Annotated in this window: 16 protein-coding genes and 1 pseudogene; 9 read left to right on the forward strand and 8 right to left on the reverse strand. The window is 36.3% G+C overall.

Features of this window, described 5'->3' with window-relative positions; translation table 11 throughout:
• Window positions 1-125 precede the first annotated feature (125 nt).
• Window positions 126-581 (reverse strand): methylglyoxal synthase, encoded by a 456-nt coding sequence (locus tag Q4493_RS13920; protein ID WP_303453862.1) that lies wholly within the window; start codon window positions 579-581, stop codon window positions 126-128.
• Window positions 582-820: 239 nt separating this feature from the next.
• Between Q4493_RS13920 and Q4493_RS13925 the strand changes: the two genes are divergently transcribed.
• Window positions 821-1870: a zinc-binding dehydrogenase gene (locus Q4493_RS13925; protein ID WP_303453768.1), complete on the forward strand. Its 1050-nt coding sequence runs from the start codon at window positions 821-823 to the stop codon at window positions 1868-1870.
• A 110-nt stretch (window positions 1871-1980) separates the two neighbouring features.
• Here the strand turns inward: Q4493_RS13925 and ybaK are convergent, their stop codons facing one another.
• Window positions 1981-2451, reverse strand: a complete 471-nt coding sequence (ybaK, locus tag Q4493_RS13930) for a Cys-tRNA(Pro) deacylase (RefSeq protein WP_303453770.1) — start codon at window positions 2449-2451, stop codon at window positions 1981-1983.
• 12 nt (window positions 2452-2463) lie between these two features.
• Window positions 2464-2832: a VOC family protein gene (locus Q4493_RS13935; RefSeq protein ID WP_303453773.1), complete on the reverse strand. Its 369-nt coding sequence runs from the start codon at window positions 2830-2832 to the stop codon at window positions 2464-2466.
• A gap of 410 nt (window positions 2833-3242) precedes the next feature.
• On the opposite strand from Q4493_RS13935, the gene sbcD reads away from it, so the two are divergent.
• The 7 genes and pseudogenes from sbcD to Q4493_RS13970 all read left to right on the forward strand — a co-directional run bounded on the left by sbcD (window position 3243) and on the right by Q4493_RS13970 (window position 12467).
• Window positions 3243-4613 (forward strand): exonuclease subunit SbcD, encoded by a 1371-nt coding sequence (sbcD, locus tag Q4493_RS13940; RefSeq protein ID WP_303453775.1) that lies wholly within the window; start codon window positions 3243-3245, stop codon window positions 4611-4613.
• Entirely contained in the window at window positions 4610-8401 is a 3792-nt protein-coding gene (locus Q4493_RS13945) for an AAA family ATPase (protein WP_303453777.1), read from the forward strand. Before sbcD ends, Q4493_RS13945 begins: the two co-directional genes overlap by 4 nt.
• Before the next feature lie 39 nt (window positions 8402-8440).
• Complete coding sequence (locus Q4493_RS13950) at window positions 8441-9025, forward strand: DJ-1/PfpI family protein (RefSeq protein WP_303453779.1); 585 nt, start codon at window positions 8441-8443, stop codon at window positions 9023-9025.
• A 37-nt stretch (window positions 9026-9062) separates the two neighbouring features.
• Window positions 9063-9950 carry a DMT family transporter gene (locus Q4493_RS13955; protein ID WP_303453781.1) on the forward strand — a complete coding sequence of 296 codons (888 nt, stop codon included), beginning with the start codon at window positions 9063-9065 and terminating at the stop codon, window positions 9948-9950.
• A gap of 109 nt (window positions 9951-10059) precedes the next feature.
• On the forward strand, window positions 10060-10554 hold the full coding sequence (locus tag Q4493_RS13960) for a peptidylprolyl isomerase (protein ID WP_303453783.1): 495 nt from the start codon (window positions 10060-10062) through the stop codon (window positions 10552-10554).
• Window positions 10555-10773: 219 nt separating this feature from the next.
• Window positions 10774-12069 (forward strand): amidohydrolase family protein, encoded by a 1296-nt coding sequence (locus tag Q4493_RS13965; RefSeq protein WP_303453785.1) that lies wholly within the window; start codon window positions 10774-10776, stop codon window positions 12067-12069.
• An 89-nt stretch (window positions 12070-12158) separates the two neighbouring features.
• Window positions 12159-12467 (forward strand): annotated as a pseudogene (locus tag Q4493_RS13970) (hypothetical protein).
• Between the two features lie 103 nt (window positions 12468-12570).
• Here the strand turns inward: Q4493_RS13970 and tsaA are convergent.
• Together tsaA and rcsF are read right to left on the reverse strand one after the other, a co-directional pair.
• Window positions 12571-13365 carry a tRNA (N6-threonylcarbamoyladenosine(37)-N6)-methyltransferase TrmO gene (gene tsaA, locus Q4493_RS13975; RefSeq protein WP_303453787.1) on the reverse strand — a complete coding sequence of 265 codons (795 nt, stop codon included), beginning with the start codon at window positions 13363-13365 and terminating at the stop codon, window positions 12571-12573.
• Window positions 13358-13804 (reverse strand): Rcs stress response system protein RcsF, encoded by a 447-nt coding sequence (gene rcsF, locus Q4493_RS13980; RefSeq protein ID WP_303453790.1) that lies wholly within the window; start codon window positions 13802-13804, stop codon window positions 13358-13360. The genes tsaA and rcsF overlap by 8 nt, the downstream gene beginning before the upstream one ends.
• A gap of 320 nt (window positions 13805-14124) precedes the next feature.
• Between rcsF and Q4493_RS13985 the strand changes: the two genes are divergently transcribed.
• Window positions 14125-15105 carry a helix-turn-helix domain-containing protein gene (locus Q4493_RS13985; RefSeq protein ID WP_303453792.1) on the forward strand — a complete coding sequence of 327 codons (981 nt, stop codon included), beginning with the start codon at window positions 14125-14127 and terminating at the stop codon, window positions 15103-15105.
• A gap of 145 nt (window positions 15106-15250) precedes the next feature.
• Here Q4493_RS13985 and Q4493_RS13990 read toward each other — a convergent pair whose 3' ends face one another.
• The 3 genes from Q4493_RS13990 to Q4493_RS14000 form a co-directional block, all read right to left on the reverse strand.
• A complete protein-coding gene (locus tag Q4493_RS13990) occupies window positions 15251-16141 on the reverse strand; it encodes an ABC transporter substrate-binding protein (protein WP_303453794.1) in 891 nt (296 codons plus the stop codon).
• A 231-nt stretch (window positions 16142-16372) separates the two neighbouring features.
• Complete coding sequence (locus Q4493_RS13995) at window positions 16373-17425, reverse strand: 3-deoxy-7-phosphoheptulonate synthase (RefSeq protein ID WP_303453796.1); 1053 nt, start codon at window positions 17423-17425, stop codon at window positions 16373-16375.
• Between the two features lie 158 nt (window positions 17426-17583).
• Window positions 17584-18393 (reverse strand): pyruvate, water dikinase regulatory protein, encoded by an 810-nt coding sequence (locus tag Q4493_RS14000; RefSeq protein WP_303453798.1) that lies wholly within the window; start codon window positions 18391-18393, stop codon window positions 17584-17586.
• Window positions 18394-18466 lie beyond the last annotated feature (73 nt).

Below are 18466 nucleotides of genomic sequence, written 5' to 3' on the forward strand. Positions count from 1 at the left end.
ATCCGTATAAGTAACCTAAATAGGTTTAGTCTTGAATAAGGTTTTTGTCAAACTTAGCTCTGACACTAAGCTAATTAGGAGAACATACTAGTCTCCTAATTTTAAATACAATTGTGGTTTATTGGTTAACTTCGAGAGGCAATATATTCTTGATAATCAGGAATCTTCTTTTCATAACTTGAAGCGAATAAAGGCGAGGTGATCAGTAAATCAGCGGTAGCGCGATTACAGGCAACAGGAATATTCCATACGGCCGCTAATCTTAGTAATGCTTTAACGTCAGGATCATGGGGCTGTGCTTCTAATGGATCCCAAAAGAAAATCATAATGTCTATTTTCTGTTCAGTGATCAAAGCACCAATCTGTTGATCCCCCCCTAAAGGACCACTAATTAGTTTATTAATGGCTAAATCAGTTTGCTTTTCAATTTGTAAACCGGTAGTGCCGGTTGCATATAAAGTGTGAGGTTTAAGGGCGTCTTGATATTTTTGGCACCAATTGATTAGCTCAACTTTCATATTATCATGAGCAACTAAAGAGATAGATTTTATTGCTGGGGCATTAATGTCGATATAATTCATCACGTAGCTCTTTTACCATTTAAATTGATACTTAGATTAACATGGCTTTTTTAAGTTTTGCTACGTGTTCTATATAACTTATTGATATATTGAGACTCTTCTATTTAAAAAGAGTGTTTTAATGTTTGCATTATTAAAATTTACAGGGTGTCAGATAATAGTGCTTTTATTCCTCATTAAGACTTGATAGCCTGATATTAATTTAGATATGAGTTTAGCTATTTTAGGGTATATATATTTTGTCATCATTAACTTCACTACCGACGATTAACACGGGATTTTCATTAGTATTAAATGACGATCAATCTTTACCTTCTTCCGCTCGTATTGCCTTGTTAGAAAAACCAGTGGCTAAATTGAGAAAAGGCCAAGTGTTAGTAAAAATGCTTGCCTCGCCTGTTAATCCGTCAGATTTAGTGTACTTGTTGGGCAAGTATGGTTTAGCGCCTAATAATGGTGCTTATGTTGGTTTTGAGGGGTGTGGTGTTGTTGTTGATGCCAATGCTGGCCTATACGGAAAATGGTTGGTTGGTAAGCGGGTTGCGGTTTCTGCTCAGCCAGGAATAGATGGAGTTTGGGCAAAATATGCCGTCACTAAAGCTAATTTTTGTTTACCTGTTCGTCAATCGCTATCAGATGAACAAGCGGCGACGATTATTGTTAATCCTTGTACTTCAGTGTGTATGGTTGACCGCGCTATTGCATTAAAAGCCAAAGCAATGGTTATTAATGCAGCGGCGAGCCAGGTAGGTAAGGGCGTTATACGTTATGCAAATATGCTCGGACTAAAAACCATTGCGACGGTGCGCAGTGAAAGTAACGTGGAAGTATTGCAGAAATTAGGGGCAACTCAAGTATTGTTAACAACTGCGGATGATTTTCAAGAAGAACTTAAACAAGCTTGTCATGATTTGCACGCTACAGTATTGCTCGACGCGGTTGCCGCTGAAGATACCCCGAGAATGTTAAAAGCAATGCCAAATAATTCTACCGCCATTGTTTATGGTCGATTAACCGAAACGTTTGACCCGGTTGGTGGTTTATTTTCGGTAGCTGATGTGATTTTTAGGAATATTAAAATTGAAGGCTTTTGGTTAGCAAAATACATTGGTGATGCGAATCCGTGGCAAGTTATTTCGTTAAGCCGCAAAGTGCAAAAATTATTTGAACAAGGAATTTTCCATACAGATATTTATGCTAGTGTTAATTTTGAAGATTTTCCAAAGGCACTCGATCATTATGCTAAACATAAAAGTGATGGCAAAGTTATCTTAAAACCGCATGACTAGCTTGTACGTTACCTTAACTGGTTATGTTTTCGATTAAATTCAAATTATCTAACATCATTTAATTATCCGACATTTTTTAATTAAATAATCCGGCAAATAAAACAAAAGTGCTATCCATTACTGATAGCACTGGTTTTAGCACTTAATACTTTTACTAAATCTTTGGGTGAAATTTCGATTTCTAAGCCCCGTTTCCCCCCACTTACAAAAATATTGTCAAATTGTTTTGCACTCGTATCTAAAATTGTTGATAAACGTTTTTTTTGCCCAAAAGGACTAACGCCACCTAAAACATAACCTGTTGTGGTTTGCACACGTTTAGGATCAGCCATCGCCACTTTTTTACAGGGTAATGACTTGGCGATGCTTTTTAAGTTAAGCTGTTTTTCAACAGGCACAATGGCAACGGCAAGGGTCTTGTTTTCTGTTTCAACCACCAGTGTTTTAAAAATCATTTCAGCGCTTACCGCTAGTTTTTCTGCAGCTTCTAGTCCATAAGAAGTGGCAGTATCGTCATGATGATACTGATGTAATTGATAAGGTATTTTTAATTTTTCGAGTAATTTTACTGCAGGCGTCATGTTAAGTTTTCTCTAGCCAATAGAACTGTGTAAGGCAATTCTGTTTCCTTCGGTGTCTTTTAATACAGCGCGAAAGCCGTGTTCACCCATTTGAAACATTTCTTCGATAATTTCAACATTGAAACTTTTGGCAATTTCAACTGCTTGGGAAATTCGTCCTTCAACATTAAAGTAAATTAACGGGCCAAATTCATTAATATGTTCTGCGGGTGATTCTATTAAACATCCAGAAACACTGGTATCAGCGTGTGGTAATAAGCCAAAGTTAAACTGGTCGTAGGTTTGCTTAAGCACTTCCCCATCTAACAAGGCTGAATAGAAGCTTATGGCGCGATCTAAATCGGTTACCGGAATGTCAACCCAAACAATTTGATTATTCATTTTTTTGTCTCATTTATATTGTCATTCAATTAGGGCGTGTTGATCTTTCGCGATGATTTTTGCAACTGTTTGTTTGGTATTTATACAAAGCATTGCGAATGTTATGTGGTTATTCCACCTCAATGAGCAAAAATGCAGTAGAAATGACAAACAAACGTTGCCCGAAGGGTTCAATTAAAAGCCATTTTTTATTCGTTGTTCGCTATTTACATGGAACAACCATGCTACTTAGCTCACGCTTTGAATAAATGGCTTTTATTTTGAACAAAATTTAACCTCGAAAGGTCAACACGCCCTAGTTAACTTAATATGCGAGTTATTCAGCTATTTTGCAAATAGGATATGTATCTCAAGCAAAGTAAGTTAGAATTTCATTCATAATCACTGGTCTTTTTAAAGTTTAATTTTTCATGGCATTTCGTATTTTACATACTTCTGATTGGCATTTAGGCCAATACTTTTATGGTAAGAGTCGCGCACAAGAACACCAGCAGTTTTTAACCTGGTTATTAGCACAAGTTAGCCAACATAAAATACAGGCAGTGATTGTTGCCGGTGATATTTTTGATACAGGTACGCCACCTAGTTATGCCCGAGAAATGTATTTCGATTTTATCGTTAAAATTCATCAACTCAATTGCCAATTAATTATCTTGGCCGGTAATCATGACTCAGTCGCTATGCTGGGTGAGTCAAAAGCTGTGTTATCTGCGTTGTCATGTCGGGTAATTACCACCGCATCTGAGAAAGTTGAACAGCAGTTAATTGAAATTAACGATAAAAATAATAACTTGCAGGCTGTGATTTGTGCCATTCCTTTTATTCGTCCTCGTGATATTTTACTCAGTCAAGCGGGCCAATCTTCACAGGAAAAACAGCAAGCGTTACAACAAGCGATCACGGAACATTATCAGCAGCTTTATCAACGAGCTGAAAGCATATCAAAAGGTGAAGTGCCGATTATTGCGACAGGGCATTTAACCGCCGTTGGCGTCACTAGCTCAGATTCAGTGCGAGATATTTATATCGGTACGCTTGAAGCGTTTCCTGCTAATGCTTTTCCAGAAGCTGATTACATTGCCTTAGGACATATTCACCGCAGTCAAAAGGTGGGTAAAACAGAGCATATTCGTTATTGCGGTTCACCCATTCCTTTAAGTTTTGATGAAGTTTCACAAGATAAACAAGTGTTATTGGCAGAGTTCACTCAAAAGACATTAACGGAAGTTAAACCACTGGTAATTCCGCGATTTCAAGCGATGGCAATGATCAAAACTACTTTAGATGATTTAGAACAGGCCGTGAAGGCTTTGCTTGAAGCTATTGATAACGGAGAAAGTAAACAAACAACAGCTGCCAGTGGAGAAACCGATAATATACACCTAGCAAAAGGGGAAAATGTTTGGCTTGATATTGAAATTGAAAGTGCGGATTACTTAACTGACTTAAGCCATAAAATTGAACAAATTACCCAAGCTTATCCCGTTGAAGTATTGTTAACTCGTCGCACTAAGAAAGCGCGAAAAGCGATGATTGCTAGTGAAGCAAAGGTCACTTTGGACGAGCTAAAAATAACGGATGTTTTTCAAACTCGTCTTGCCGAAGAATCCTGGCAGTCAGAGGCTGAACTAGCCAGGAAGCAACGTTTAAACGAACTGTTTTTAACGACAGTATCGCAAGTAGAATCAGCACGACAACAAGAGGTTTCAATTGATGAATCTCAAACTGATTCACTAAAGAAAGCTGCAAAAAATGCTACTGCTGATGGTGAATTATCGTGAAAATTTTATCGTTACGTTTCGAAAACATAAACTCTTTAAAAGGTGCATGGAAAATTGACTTTAGCCAAGCGCCATTTAACAGCAATACTCTATTTGCGATAACCGGACCTACCGGGGCAGGGAAAACCACCATTTTAGATGCGTTATGTCTTGCACTTTATCATCAAACTCCGCGGATCAAAGTGTCTGATAGTCAGAACCAATTAATGACAAGGCAAACTTCACATTGTTTAGCTGAAGTTGAATTTGAAATTAAAGGTCGTGCATATCGCGCGTTTTGGAGTCAAAGACGAGCTAAAAATAGTATCGACGGCAACTTACAAAAGCCGTTAGCTGAATTAGCTTTCTTTGATAAAGAGGCGGATAACTGGAAGATACTTGCTAGCAAAGTTTCAGATGTTCGTTTAGAAATCGCCCGAATTTCAGGATTAGATTTTACCCGTTTTACCAAATCAATGATGTTGTCTCAAGGCCAATTTGCTGCGTTTTTAAATGCCCCAGACAAAGACAGAGCTGAATTGTTAGAACAACTTACTGGGACAGAAATATATAGTTTGATTTCACAACAAGTATTTGAAAATCATAAACAAGCTAATGAAACGTTAAAAAGATTACAAAGCCAAAGTCAAGATATTGAATTGTTAGAGGAAGGGCAAGTAAACGAACTTACCCAGCAGTTGCAGGAACTTACATCGCAAGACAAAACATTAGTTTTTCAGCAACAACAATGGATATCAGCAAAACAACTTGATCAACAACGGGCTGAACAGCAGTCTTTATTATGTGTAGCAAATGCACAGCTTGAAAAAGCACAACAACAGCAAGAAGCCAGTAACGTTGAATTAGCTAAACTAACTTTAGCCGAGCCCGCTGCGCTGATTAAAGATGACTACTACGCTTATTATCGTCAAAAAGAGCATCATAAAAGTTTAACGGATGTTGCAAATCAATTAGAAAAAGCATTAAAACAAAGTACAGAAGAAAAATCTGTTCAAGAACAGCAATTATCTCAGTTGTTAACTCAACAAAAACAGCAAGCGAAAACCCAACAAGAAACAGAAGATTTACTGGTTAATCAAGTTGTTCCGATTGACAGTGAAATTAATCAAAAAACTGAACAATTAAAACAATTAAAGCTTAAAGAGCAACAAATTTTAGCTGAAAAAAATACCGGCGAAAAAACACTGCAACAATTAACGCAGGAATGTCTTGAGGTTAAAAAACAACTAAACCAGATTAACGAGCAAGCAGATGATCATCAACATAACCATTTGCTCAGTGAGAATTTACCCTTATGGCAACATCAATTTCAGCAGTTAGTGATAGAACATCAAGAGATTGTTGTGCTGTTAACCGAAAAAAATCAATTAATTGCTGATAATAAAGAAAAAGAAGCAAGTAAAAGCGCACTCAGTGAATCTATTGCCGGTCAACAACACGCAATCTCGTCAATGAAAGCACAATTATCTGTTTTAGAAAATGATAAGACTACATTACTGTCATCACTTAATTGTTATTCAGAACAAGAATGTCAGCAATATATTCAGCAGCTACAAAGTGTTCATGCAAACTTTACCGTTGCAATCAGCCATGCTGAGCGATATCAATTAATCTCTAATGAACTTAATAAGCTAGCTGCCAATATTGTCGATATTGAGCAGCGAATGCAGGTGAATCATCAAGGTATTGAAAAACTAAGAGCGGAATATCGACAAGTTAAACGTCAACGTGATGATGTTTTTGTCATTGTTGAGCAACAAAAAACCATACTGTCGCTATCGGAACATCGCAATCAATTGCAACCCGATGATGCATGCCCCTTATGTGGCTCTCATGAACATCCGTTAATCGAGAAATATCAAGAGGTTAATCAAAATGATAATGTGCATCAGCAACGATTGTTAGATCTAGAGGCAAATCTTGAGCAATTAAAGCAGCAGGGGGATTTAGCTAACAGTGAACAAGAGAAACTGAGCTTTGAGAAAAACTCATTAACACAAGCACATCAGCAAAACATCACTGAACAACAAGCGTTAAATGAGGAATGGCAAAAGTTAGCTAGCCTTTTACCTATGAGTGTTGCGATTGCTGAGCTAGATTCGATTCATCAACATGTTGAGCAACATAGTCAACAGTTAGCATCTACACAAAAGTCAGTCCAGCAAGTCTATGAGTTGTCACAGCAAATTCAAAATATGACGGCACAATTACATGTAGATGAAAGACAGTTTACTAGCCAACAGCATCAGATCAATATTATCGATAATCAGCTTGCGAGCAATCACAGTGTGATGCTACGAAATAACGAAGCTATCCATACCAAAAGTGAAAGCTTGTTCGATGAATATCAATTATTTAGTCAGTCTCTAAGCCAATATTTTACTGAAGATAGCATTGGCTTTATCAAAGCTATTACGTCAGTTGATTGGGTTGTTTCTGAAGTGGTGTTAAATGTTGAAATGTTTAATAGTTGGCTTGATAAACAAAATCAGCAATTAACGCATTATAAAAAGAATCTTGAAAAGTTAGGGGGGTTGACTGAAAACTTAGCAAAAATAGAACAAGCAATAGCGATAGCAGAATCAACACTTAACGGATTAACTCAAAACCTAACTCATCTTCAAGAAGAAATTGCTGCAATTACCGATAAAATAACAACACTAAATCAGCAACGAATAGCATTAGTAGCTGACAAAAGCATCCATGAAATAAGAGCTGAATTATCGGCGCATAAAACTGACATCCAGAAACAAGTTGATGTAATACAGAATAAATTTGATCTCATTAAAGATAAATATCAAGAGCTTGTAGGTAAACGCAGCAGCAATCAGCAACAGCTAGCAGACAGTGAAAAACAATTAGCAACAGAGACAAAACAATGGCAAGAGGTATTGTCGGCTAGTATTTTCAGCGATGAAGCAGCGTTTGTCAGCGCGCTATTACCAAGTGATGAGAAGCAACAATTAACCAGCTTAGCACAACGGTTAAAAGAGCAAATACAACAAGCCAATACTCTGATTAATCAACATAATCAGCAATTAATACTAATTAATAGTGATATTAACACGCTAGAAGCCTCCGGTATTACGCCGGTTGAGTTTTCTGTTATTGAAGAAAAGTTGACGGCACTTGCCGAGCAAATAAAACAAGGTCAGCTCAAGCAGGGTCAAATAAATCAACAATTATCAAATGATGAAAAACTGCGAAGTAAACAAAGTGACATTCTTGATAAAATTGCTAAGCAGCAAATCGATGTAGATGATCTTTCTTACTTAAATGGTTTAATTGGCTCCGCATCGGGTGATAAATTTAGACGTTTCGCCCAAGGGTTAACTTTAGAACATTTAGTCCATTTGGCTAATATTCAACTATCACGCTTACACGCTCGTTATCAATTGCAGTGTCAAAATAAAGAAAGTTTAGCACTAGAAGTCATTGATACTTGGCAAGCCGATCATGTCCGTGACACCAAAACACTATCAGGTGGCGAAAGCTTTTTAGTGAGTCTGGCGTTAGCATTAGCACTTTCAGATCTTGCCAGTGCTAAAACGAGTATTGATTCCTTATTCTTAGATGAAGGTTTTGGCACACTTGATAACGACACTTTAGAAATAGCATTAGATGCATTAGATAACTTAAACGCCAATGGCAAAATGATTGGCGTGATCAGTCATGTTGATACGCTAAAAGAGCGAATCGGTGTACAAATAAAAGTGCATAAAAAGAGCGGTTTAGGCTTTAGTGAATTAGATAAACAATATGCTTTTATACCTGATACGGTACAATAAAGTTTACAAAAACGTGTAATAATTTTATAAGGAGTTTGCATGAATATTGGTATTTATATTTATGAAAATGCGGAAGTTCTGGACTTCTCAGGACCGTTTGAAGTGTTTTCAACGGCAAACCGCTTTATAAAAGATTGCAATCAAGTGTACTTGATTGGGCAAACATCACAAACCATCAACGCACGTGGTGGCTTTAACGTAATTCCTCATTTTAATATTGCTGAACATCCTCCTTTAGATTTATTGATAGTTGTGGGCGGAGTCCATGATCAAGAAATGAAAAAATCAGCGGTAATAGATTGGATTTCAGAACAAAATGAAAAAGTTAAATACATTGCATCTGTTTGTACAGGCGCTTTTTTATTGGCGGAAGCAGGCGTATTAAACAATTTAGTAGTGACAACGCATTGGGAAGATATTGAATCACTGGCTTTAAGTTATCAAGATTTAACAGTGAAACCCAATGTTCGTTGGATTGAACAGGAAAGAGTGCTCACCTCCGGCGGAATATCGGCAGGCATAGATATGAGCCTATATTTAATCGAAAAGCTTTTTGGTAAATCCATCGCGTTAAAAACAGCGAAACAGATGGAATTTCGCTGGCAACAAATACCAGATGAATAAATTTTCATTATCATCTTAATTTTTTAAAGGAAAAAACTTGGAAACTTGGACTTATTTCACTTTGCTCGCTGCTTTTATGCAAGCGGTGAGAACGGCAGGACAAAAACAATTATCAGGCCATTTAAATGCTATGGCGACCACCGCAGTTCGTTATGTATATGCTTTGCCCTTTGCGGTGCTTTACTTATTTTGGATGTTACAGCACCGTGACATAGCACTGCCAACCTTTAATCGTTCATTTATTGAATACGCAATGATAGCCAGTGTTATGCAAATCATTGGTACCGCTTGTTTAGTCGCCGCTTTTAAATACCGAAATTTTGCCGTTGCGACAAGTTTGGCGAAAACCGAAGCGATACAAGTGGCAATAGTAGGAGCGTTAGTTTTTTCAACGGCGTTAACGCTACTTGGTTGGATATCCGTTGTCATTGGTGTTGTTGGTGTGTTGATCGTCTCAAAGGTAAAATTTACTTATGCCGATGTTTTTCAAAACCCTGGAGCCGGTTTTGGTTTAGCGTCAGGCCTTGCGCTAGCGATTACCACCTTATTAATACGTGAAGCGAGTTTAGCGCTAAATACAGATTTAATGGTGAGCGCTGCTGTTACGCTCGTTTTTATGATCTCGGTACAGTCAATTATCTCGATGGTTTATGTTTACTTTCAAGACAGAAGTCAGATCTTAACCATGTTTTCTCAATGGCGTTTATGTTTATTTGTTGGTATCACCAGTGTTATTGGATCAATTGGATGGTTTACCGGAGCGAGTTTTCAAAATGCTGCCTATGTGAAAGCGTTAGGGCAAGTCGAATTTTTTATCACCTTATTTTTAACTTATCGAATTTTCAAAGAAAAAATTACCAAAATGGAATATTTGGGTATGTTTTTAATTATTGCCAGTGTCGCGATATTATTACTTTGGGCATAAATATAGGCAAACGAGAATTTTATCATAGAGCCTGAATCAGCTTTTTGATAAACTCGCGTAAAATTTTAAGCTGCATTTTACTTGTGGCACTTTATTTCTTGGAATCAATATGAAAATTACCGATAAAACGGTTGTTCAGTTTCACTACACTTTAAAAGATGAAGCAGGAAAAGAGCTAGAGTCTTCTTTAAGTTCAGATCCATTAGCCTACCTTCACGGTTATAACAATATGCTTGTTGGTGTAGAAAAAGCGCTTGCTGATAAAGAAGCTGGTGATAAATTCTCTGTTACCTTGCAACCAGAAGACGCATACGGTGAGCGAAAAGAAGACATGGTACAACGTGTTCCTGTTAAGCATTTACTTGGTTTACCAAGTAAAAATGCTAAATGGAAGCCAGGTATGACAGCTGTTGTTGAAACAGACCAAGGCCAGCGTCAAGTTACCGTATTAAAAGCAGGGCGCTTTATGGTAACTGTTGATATTAATCCGCCATTGGCTGGAAAAGTATTAACTTTTGATCTTGAAGTGGTTGATGTGCGTGAAGCAACCAGTGAAGAAATTGAACATGGCCATGCACACGGTGTTGGTGGTCATCATCACTAGGCTGTAACTAAATATTCTAGTACTTCTATGATAAGCTCACTTTATTTAAAGGTGAGCTTTTTTTGTTTTTAACGCCTTCACAAATATTAAAAACACTCCCTTTGTCTCAATAAATGAAAGTTTAATCTCAATATATTTTCCTAAACTACTCATTCCTTGCTATGGTTTGATAGACATAAATACGCATTATTAAATAATAACAAGATTAAAGGACGAACAATGAAAGCATTATCGTTACTCTCAATTGCTATTGCATCTATATTAACTACTTCAGCACTAGCGGATACTCAAGTTATTCATGCCGGTGAACTATTAGCGGTTCCTGGTAAAGCACCTTTAAAAAAACAAAGCATTGTGATTGTTGATGGTAAAATAACAGACATTAAAAAAGGTTTTGTTTCTGCAAATTCGATTGATGAAAAGGCAACACTTGTCGATTTATCTAAAAGCTTTGTTATGCCTGGTATGATGGATATGCACGTACATTTACAAGGTGAATTGGGGCCAAACAATGATCGTGAGGCATTGAAAATGTCATCGCAATTAATGCAAATGAGATCACATATGTTTGCTATGCGCACATTAAACGCAGGTTTTACGACCGTTAGAGATGTTGGCTCTAGCTCACAAGAAATGTATGCATTAAGAGATGCTATTGATCAAGGCTGGATGCAAGGTCCTACTATTATTGCAGCCGGCGGCGTTGGTATTACGGGAGGGCATGCTGATGTTAGTGGCGTGAGTCCTGAATTAATGGAATTTCATGATGAAAGTAATAAAACTGTTTGTAATGGTCCTTATGATTGTCGTCGCGCGGCTCGTCATGCTATTAAATATGGGGCGAACTTAATAAAAATAACATCAACTGGTGGCGTGTTAACCGATCGTGCTACAGGTACTGGTCAACAGATGGAAATGGATGAATTAAAAGAAGTGGTTCTTGCTGCAAAACGTATGGGCGCAAAAGTAGCGAGTCACGCACATCAAGAAGATGGCATTATTGCTGCCTTAGAAGCCGGCGTTGCGAGTATTGAACACGGTACTTATGCGGGTAAAAAATCATATAAGTTATTTAAAAAATCAGGTGCTTATCTAGTACCAACCTTACTGGCCGGTGAAACCGTTTTACAAATGGCAAAAAATACCAACGTATTATCTGAATCACAAAAAGCGAAAGCAATTAAAGTGGGCACAGATATGAAAGGTAACTTTGCTAAAGCTTATAAAGCAGGGGTTAACATTGCCTTTGGTACCGATAGTGGCGTTTCTAAACATGGTATTAACGCACAAGAAGCGGTATTAATGTTTAAAGCCGGTATGCCAGCTGATGAAGTGCTGAAATCTGCAACCGTCAATGCTGCTGACTTAATTGATAAATCATCGAGTTTAGGGACGATAGAAGCAGGTAAAAATGCTGATATTATTGCTATGCACGGTAGTCCATTAACGGATATTAATGAGTTATTAGATGTTGATTTTGTAATGAAGTCTGGTGAAGTAATAAAATCTAAGTAATCTTCAGATAACGATAAATGGTTTAGGGGCTGTTGATCTTTCGCGGTTAAATTTTGTTCGAGATAAAATCGTTTTAATCGCGGCGAGTAGTGTGTAGCCTAGTCATTCTAAGCAAATACTACTCAACAAAGCGTAAAACGATTTTAGCCGAATCCTTCGGACAGCGTTTGTTGGTCATTTTTAACGGCGTTGCCCCACAAGGATGTGGGGTAAGGTGACTTTGCAGGAGCATAAAGTCTTTATCGGCTTTTTATGTGGAATAACCCTATTACAAAAGCTCTGCCTTGAATAAATACCAAACAAAATGCGGCAAAAACAATCTCGAAAGATCAACAGACCCTAACATTAACTTAAAAAGGCTGATAAGTTCTCTGCTTATCAGTCGATCCATACAATAAAACTCCCATTTCTATTTAAAAATAAATAGTGTTATACGCAATCACTTAAGCTTAAGTTTAGTGTTTAGTGTTTAGTGTTAAGTGTTTAAGTTAAGTATATATATTAATGGATTTCGAATACTTCTATGGTGTTAGCAGAGATCAGGCGCCACTTTATATTAAATTGATATAGGCGTATGCCGTAAACTTTATCATCAATATCATGATCGTCACGGCCAATTTTGTCATTATTTGAGGTGCTTTTTTGTTTATACGCCGGTCTGGGATCTTGTGCTAATACCTGTTTAATAAAGCTTGGCAAATTTGGATATTGTTGGGTTACATCCTTCAAAACTTTCAACGCTTGGCGAGAAAAACGAACATCTTTATTGTCACTAGGTTGCTCTTGGGCAAATCCTGCTTGGGCATCCAGTATTGCATCAGAATAGGGAATATAAGGCTTTATATCAACAATAGGGGTCTGATCGAGTAAATCTAAGCCAGATATATGTAACTCTACCTGTTTATTAATATAAGTGATTTTTTCTAAACGCACGACTGACATGCCTATTGGGTTAGGTCTAAACGTAGAACGAGTGGATAATACGCCCGTTTTTTTATTCCCCCCTAAGCGCGGCGGTCGCACTAAAGGCTTCCAACCTTGCTGTTGAGTAGCATGAAAAACAAAGAGTAACCAAATATGGCTAAATTGTTCTAACCCTCTAACTAGTTCTGCATTATTAGCTTTGTTAAGCAGTACTACTTTGCCTGTTGCTGCGGTAACAATGCCAGGCTGTCGAGGAATGGCAAATTTTTCTTTATACGGAGACGTTACTCGGGCAATTATCTCTAAATGAATGTTGTCTTGTTGAGATGGTGTTTGTTCAACTTTATGCTTATGTGAAAAATCTTTATTCATTACTTGCTTCACTTAACTGATAAGCACGACCGTAACAGACGGTTGTTGCTAAACATTTTTTATCCGCTTCATTGTTTTCTATCAATGCACAGCCGGAAAAAATAATCGCATTAGCGCCTAAATTAAAAGCCTTTCTACGCGCATCTGTTCTGGCATTTATTTCATCGGGAGCTTGATGATGTGCCTTTTCTTGACAATCATCGCCTTCTACTGCTCCTAAATAGCGGTATTTATTACTAGATTGAGCGTTTGAAACAGTTTTGCTTTTTAACATGCTTTGTTCATCTTGATATATTTTCACGGCTGCAGGGCTAAAATAATCTTTAAAATTACTATTATCTAGATTGGTTTTTACCTGATAGTGTGATGTACAAGCCGTTAATAAACAAAAGATTGAAAAGTAAGATAATAATTTAAATAGCATAGATTTTTTCATCATTATTCGAGCCAGCGCTTTTATTAGCAGTATCTCTATATTTTAAGATAATTAAGTTTGAATGTATTTAGTTACTTATCTCTTCAATGGTATAAATTACTCAAATTATGAAAAAAGTAAGGTTGGAAATAATGGATGAAGATAAGTGTTCTGTCAGGAGAAAATTTTACATGGTAAAATTAAATTTTAGATAAAAAGAATAAAATATCCTAAAAAAGCTAAATTGCAACTACCAGTTGACAAATTTACAAGCAGGCTTGCTAGTCTGCAACCCTTTGTATTCCTATGATTGCAACTCAATAATGAAGAAAGGAAAGAGCAAAATGATATTAGCCGAAAAAATTATAAAACTAAGAAAACAATTGAGTTGGTCACAAGAAGAACTTGCAGAGAAGATGAATGTGTCCAGGCAATCAGTGTCAAAATGGGAAAGTACCAATAGTATTCCTGATTTAAATAAAGTGATTAAATTAGCTGAAATTTTTGATGTTTCAACTGATTATTTATTAAAAGATGATATTGAAATTCCTGATCCGCAAAATGAAGCAATAGAACCCGGAATGGTTCAAGTTAACTTAGAACAAGCTTTGCATTATGTAGAAACTAAGCGTGTGGTCTCAGCCATAATAACGAAAGGGGTCGTGTTATGTCTTAGCTCCGTTATTCCTTTGTTTTTCTTTTTGGCTATGGCGGAAACCGGTCGGTTAAATATGACAGGCGATATTGCTGCCGCAGCCGGTATTGTCAGTATATTAGTGATGGTGTCGTTTGCGGTGAGTTATTTTATAAAAACCAATCAATATCAAGATGAACTCGATGCGATTGAAAATGAACCGTTTGAATTATCTTATGGTGTTCATAGTGTTTTTCAAGAAAAACTAAAAGCTTTCCAAAGCACTTATCACAAAAGATTATCCCTTGGAATTTTTATGTTTATCATTAGTTTTGTCCCTTTATTAGTGGCTAGTATGTTTGCTCAAGGGGAAGGGTTAACCTTAATGATGTTGATAGTATTATTTATTATCATCGCCATAGGTATTTGTATTGTCTCGCCCGTATCAGCTAAATTTGATGCTTACAATAATATTTTAAAAGATACTACCAAAGAGAACGAAAAATCAAAAAGAACAAAACGAGCAGAAAAGCTTGCAGCCTTTTATTGGCCATTATTAGTCGCCATATTTCTTGGTTGGAGTTTGTGGACAATGGATTGGGGCGTTACTTGGATTATTTGGCCGGTTGGCGCTGTGTTATTTGCCGCACTCATTGGATTAATGGAATTGTTTGAGAAAAACGAATCTTAAAATAGCTGAATCAAGCACTAATTAATGGAATAAGTTTGAATAGAGCCTGCACGATTTCATATGGGATAAATATCTCGAAATGGTAAAGGCTTGCTTGCTCATTGAAAATAAAACTGAATACAAAATGTATAAAGCTAAACAAAGATTACTGGTTTTGTTTGTGATCTTTATTTAAATTAACCTTGTTTACTTGATCAGTGTTTACTTGATTAATGCTTTTGGGGTCATTGTTTAATAATAGATTTTGTATGTGAATAATTGACTCGTATTGTTCATTGATTTTTTCGAGCGTTTTATTGTTAGTAATTTCTGTCAACCCTTGATTAAACAATTGGATAATTTTACTACCATTTGGATGAGTTTTAGAGACGATAAAGAAAAGCGGTTCACTCGCTAATTCTAAAGTAGACCACTTCAAATCTTCCCCGATAAAACTATCAGAAAGCTCATTAAATTGGTTATATACGACAATATCTGCCCAACCGACTTTGATTTTTTTTAAACAATCATTAGTTGATTGTGCGGATGTGGTATTTTCAACTGAAATTACTTTCAAAAGCTCTGTCGGAGGCACATAACCTAGGGGGATACAAAACGTAAAATGTTTTAGATTTTCGATTTTTTGATCGGCGATTGATTTTCTTAGTAAAATTTTAACAGGAACAAAATTAATAGGCTGAGAAAAATAGAATTCTTCCTTTCTTTCTAATGTTTTCGCATAAGGATAAGCACCATCATGTATATTTTGTTTGGTTAATTCCGATACTCTGATCCAAGGGAATACATGTATGTCGTGCTTAATTTTCAAATGTTCAAAGACAGCTTGAACAATCGCTGATGACCAACCATTTTTAGGTAGTTTTGCATCAACATAAGGGTAGAATTGTGATCCCGTTGCAATTGAAATTTTTGATAAATCAGCATCGTTTTCTTGTTCTGAAGCATTTGAATTGAAACTATTAAAAGATAAGGAAAGCAAGATAAAAAATAGCGAAATAAATGATAATGTGAACTGCTTGAGGCTAATTTTATTCATCTATTTCCTTATTGATACATCGAGTCATTTAAATATGGTTAATATTCCTTATTAGAATTTAGTATACGTAAGAAAATTTAGACTATCAAAGTCTTAGTGATAACTTTTAAAGCATGACAGCACAAAGCTGCGCGATTAGGTTTATTATGTCCATTTTAACAGGCAAATTAACAGCCCAAATTACAATTTAATCGCGCTCGTGTACTCAGTGAAAGCTATATTCAGCTAAATTTAAAGCCTGTTTTTTTTAATCGCATCAGCTAACAACGATAACATTTCTTTACTCGTTGATAAGTCAATGCAAGCATCAGTAATACTTTGTCCGTAAACTAATGAATCTTTATTGATAACCTTTTGATTACCTTCAACTAAAAAACTTTCAACCATAACCCCTGAAATTCCTTTATTGCCAGCGATTATCTGTTCAGCGATCGATTGAGCCACATCAATTTGTTTATTATGATCTTTATTGCTATTACCATGACTGCAATCAACCATAACACCTGCTTTGATGTTGTTATTATTTAACTTTTCTAAAGTACTATTTACATCGTCTGGGTGATAATTTGGGGTTTTTCCGCCGCGTAAAATCACATGAGCATGAGGATTTCCATGGGTTTGATATATACACATTTGGCCACTTTTATCTGGTGAATATAATACATGAGGCACACTTGAAGCTTTAATGGCATCTATGGCAATTTGAATATTACCATCAGTACCATTTTTAAAACCAACAGGGCAAGACAGAGCAGATGCTAATTCTCTATGTACTTGGCTTTCTGTAGTTCTTGCGCCAATAGCTCCCCAACAAATGAGATCAGAAATATATTGACCGGTAACCATGTCTAAAAACTCAGTTCCAGCTGGTAAGCCTAACTCGTTAATTTCCATCAATAAGTTACGTGCTAAATTTAAACCTTTCGCGACATGAAAAGATTTATCTAAATCTGGATCGCTAATTAATCCTTTCCATCCCACTGTTGTTCTAGGTTTTTCAAAGTACACTCGCATCACAATAAGTAATTCATGCTTGTGCTGCTCATGTAGGACTTTTAATTGTTTAGCATAATCGATAGCTGCATCAGTATCATGGATAGAACAAGGACCGATAATGACTAATAGGCGATCATCTTCACCATTAATAATTGCTTCAATTTCTTTACGGCTTTGAATGATAAAATTAGCAGTGTCATCAGATAAAGGTATTTGTTCGGCTAGTTGGGCAGGAGATACTAAATTATCGATTAGCGTCGTTCTAAATTCATCGGTTTTAATAGTCATGTCATATTACTTTGGTAATTACTGCTTCTTGAGGCGAACTTCAGATTGTCGCCTTACAAGACAAATCACAGTAAGAATAAATCATCGCGCTAACATACAGAAGTTAACAGGCGTTGTGAACCGCTTTAAAAGGATTAATCATTAATAATTGTTCTAAATTAGTATTTATATCTTTGCAGTCCAGTTTGACTAAGTATTTTAGCGGTAATTTCTTCTACTGAAAGCTTAGTGGTATTTAAAAAAGGAATTTTCTCTTTCTTATATAGCTTTTCAACTTCTCTTAATTCCATACGACATTGTCTTGCGGATGAATATTTACTGTTAGACATACGTCCTTCTCTAATATCCATTAATCGCTGGGCATCAATGGTTAAACCAAAAAGCTTCTTTTTATGAGGGACTAAAAAACTCGGTAATTTTAGCTCTTCCATATCGTCATCGGTAAAGGGGTAGTTCGCAGCTTTAATCCCATATTGTAGTGCTAAATACAGCGATGAAGGTGTTTTACCCGAACGAGAAACGCCTACTAAAATAACATCGGCATGTTCATAGTTAGAAATGTTAGAACCATCATCGTTTGCTAAAGAGTAATTCACTGCATCAATGCGATAATCGTAACTATTTTCATGAATACTATGGGTTCTATGAGCTTTAGGTTTTGCTGAAATACCGAGTTGTTTTTCTAAAGGTGAGACAAAATGCTCAAGAAAGTTGTAAATGATGCCATCGCAACTGTCGATAATTTCCCGGATTTCATGATTGACGAAGGTATGAAAAACTAACGGAGGTTCATTCGTTTTTTTAGCCGTTTTATTAATAAGTGCTTTAACTTCAAGTGCTTTCTCTTTGGTTTCAACAAAAGAGATTGTTTCATGCTCAAAGTCTACAGGAAATAATGATAACAGGGCATGACCAAATACTTCTGATGTAATTGCTGTGCCATCAGATATATAAAAAGCAGTACGCATTTAAAATCCTTATATAATTTTAATGATAACAATATTTCGTAATGTGATATGAAAGTTTTCTTTATATCTTTTA

Origin of the sequence: Colwellia sp. 1_MG-2023 (assembly GCF_030546755.1) — a bacterium.
In the GTDB taxonomy this organism is placed as follows: Bacteria; Pseudomonadota; Gammaproteobacteria; order Enterobacterales; family Alteromonadaceae; genus Thalassotalea_H.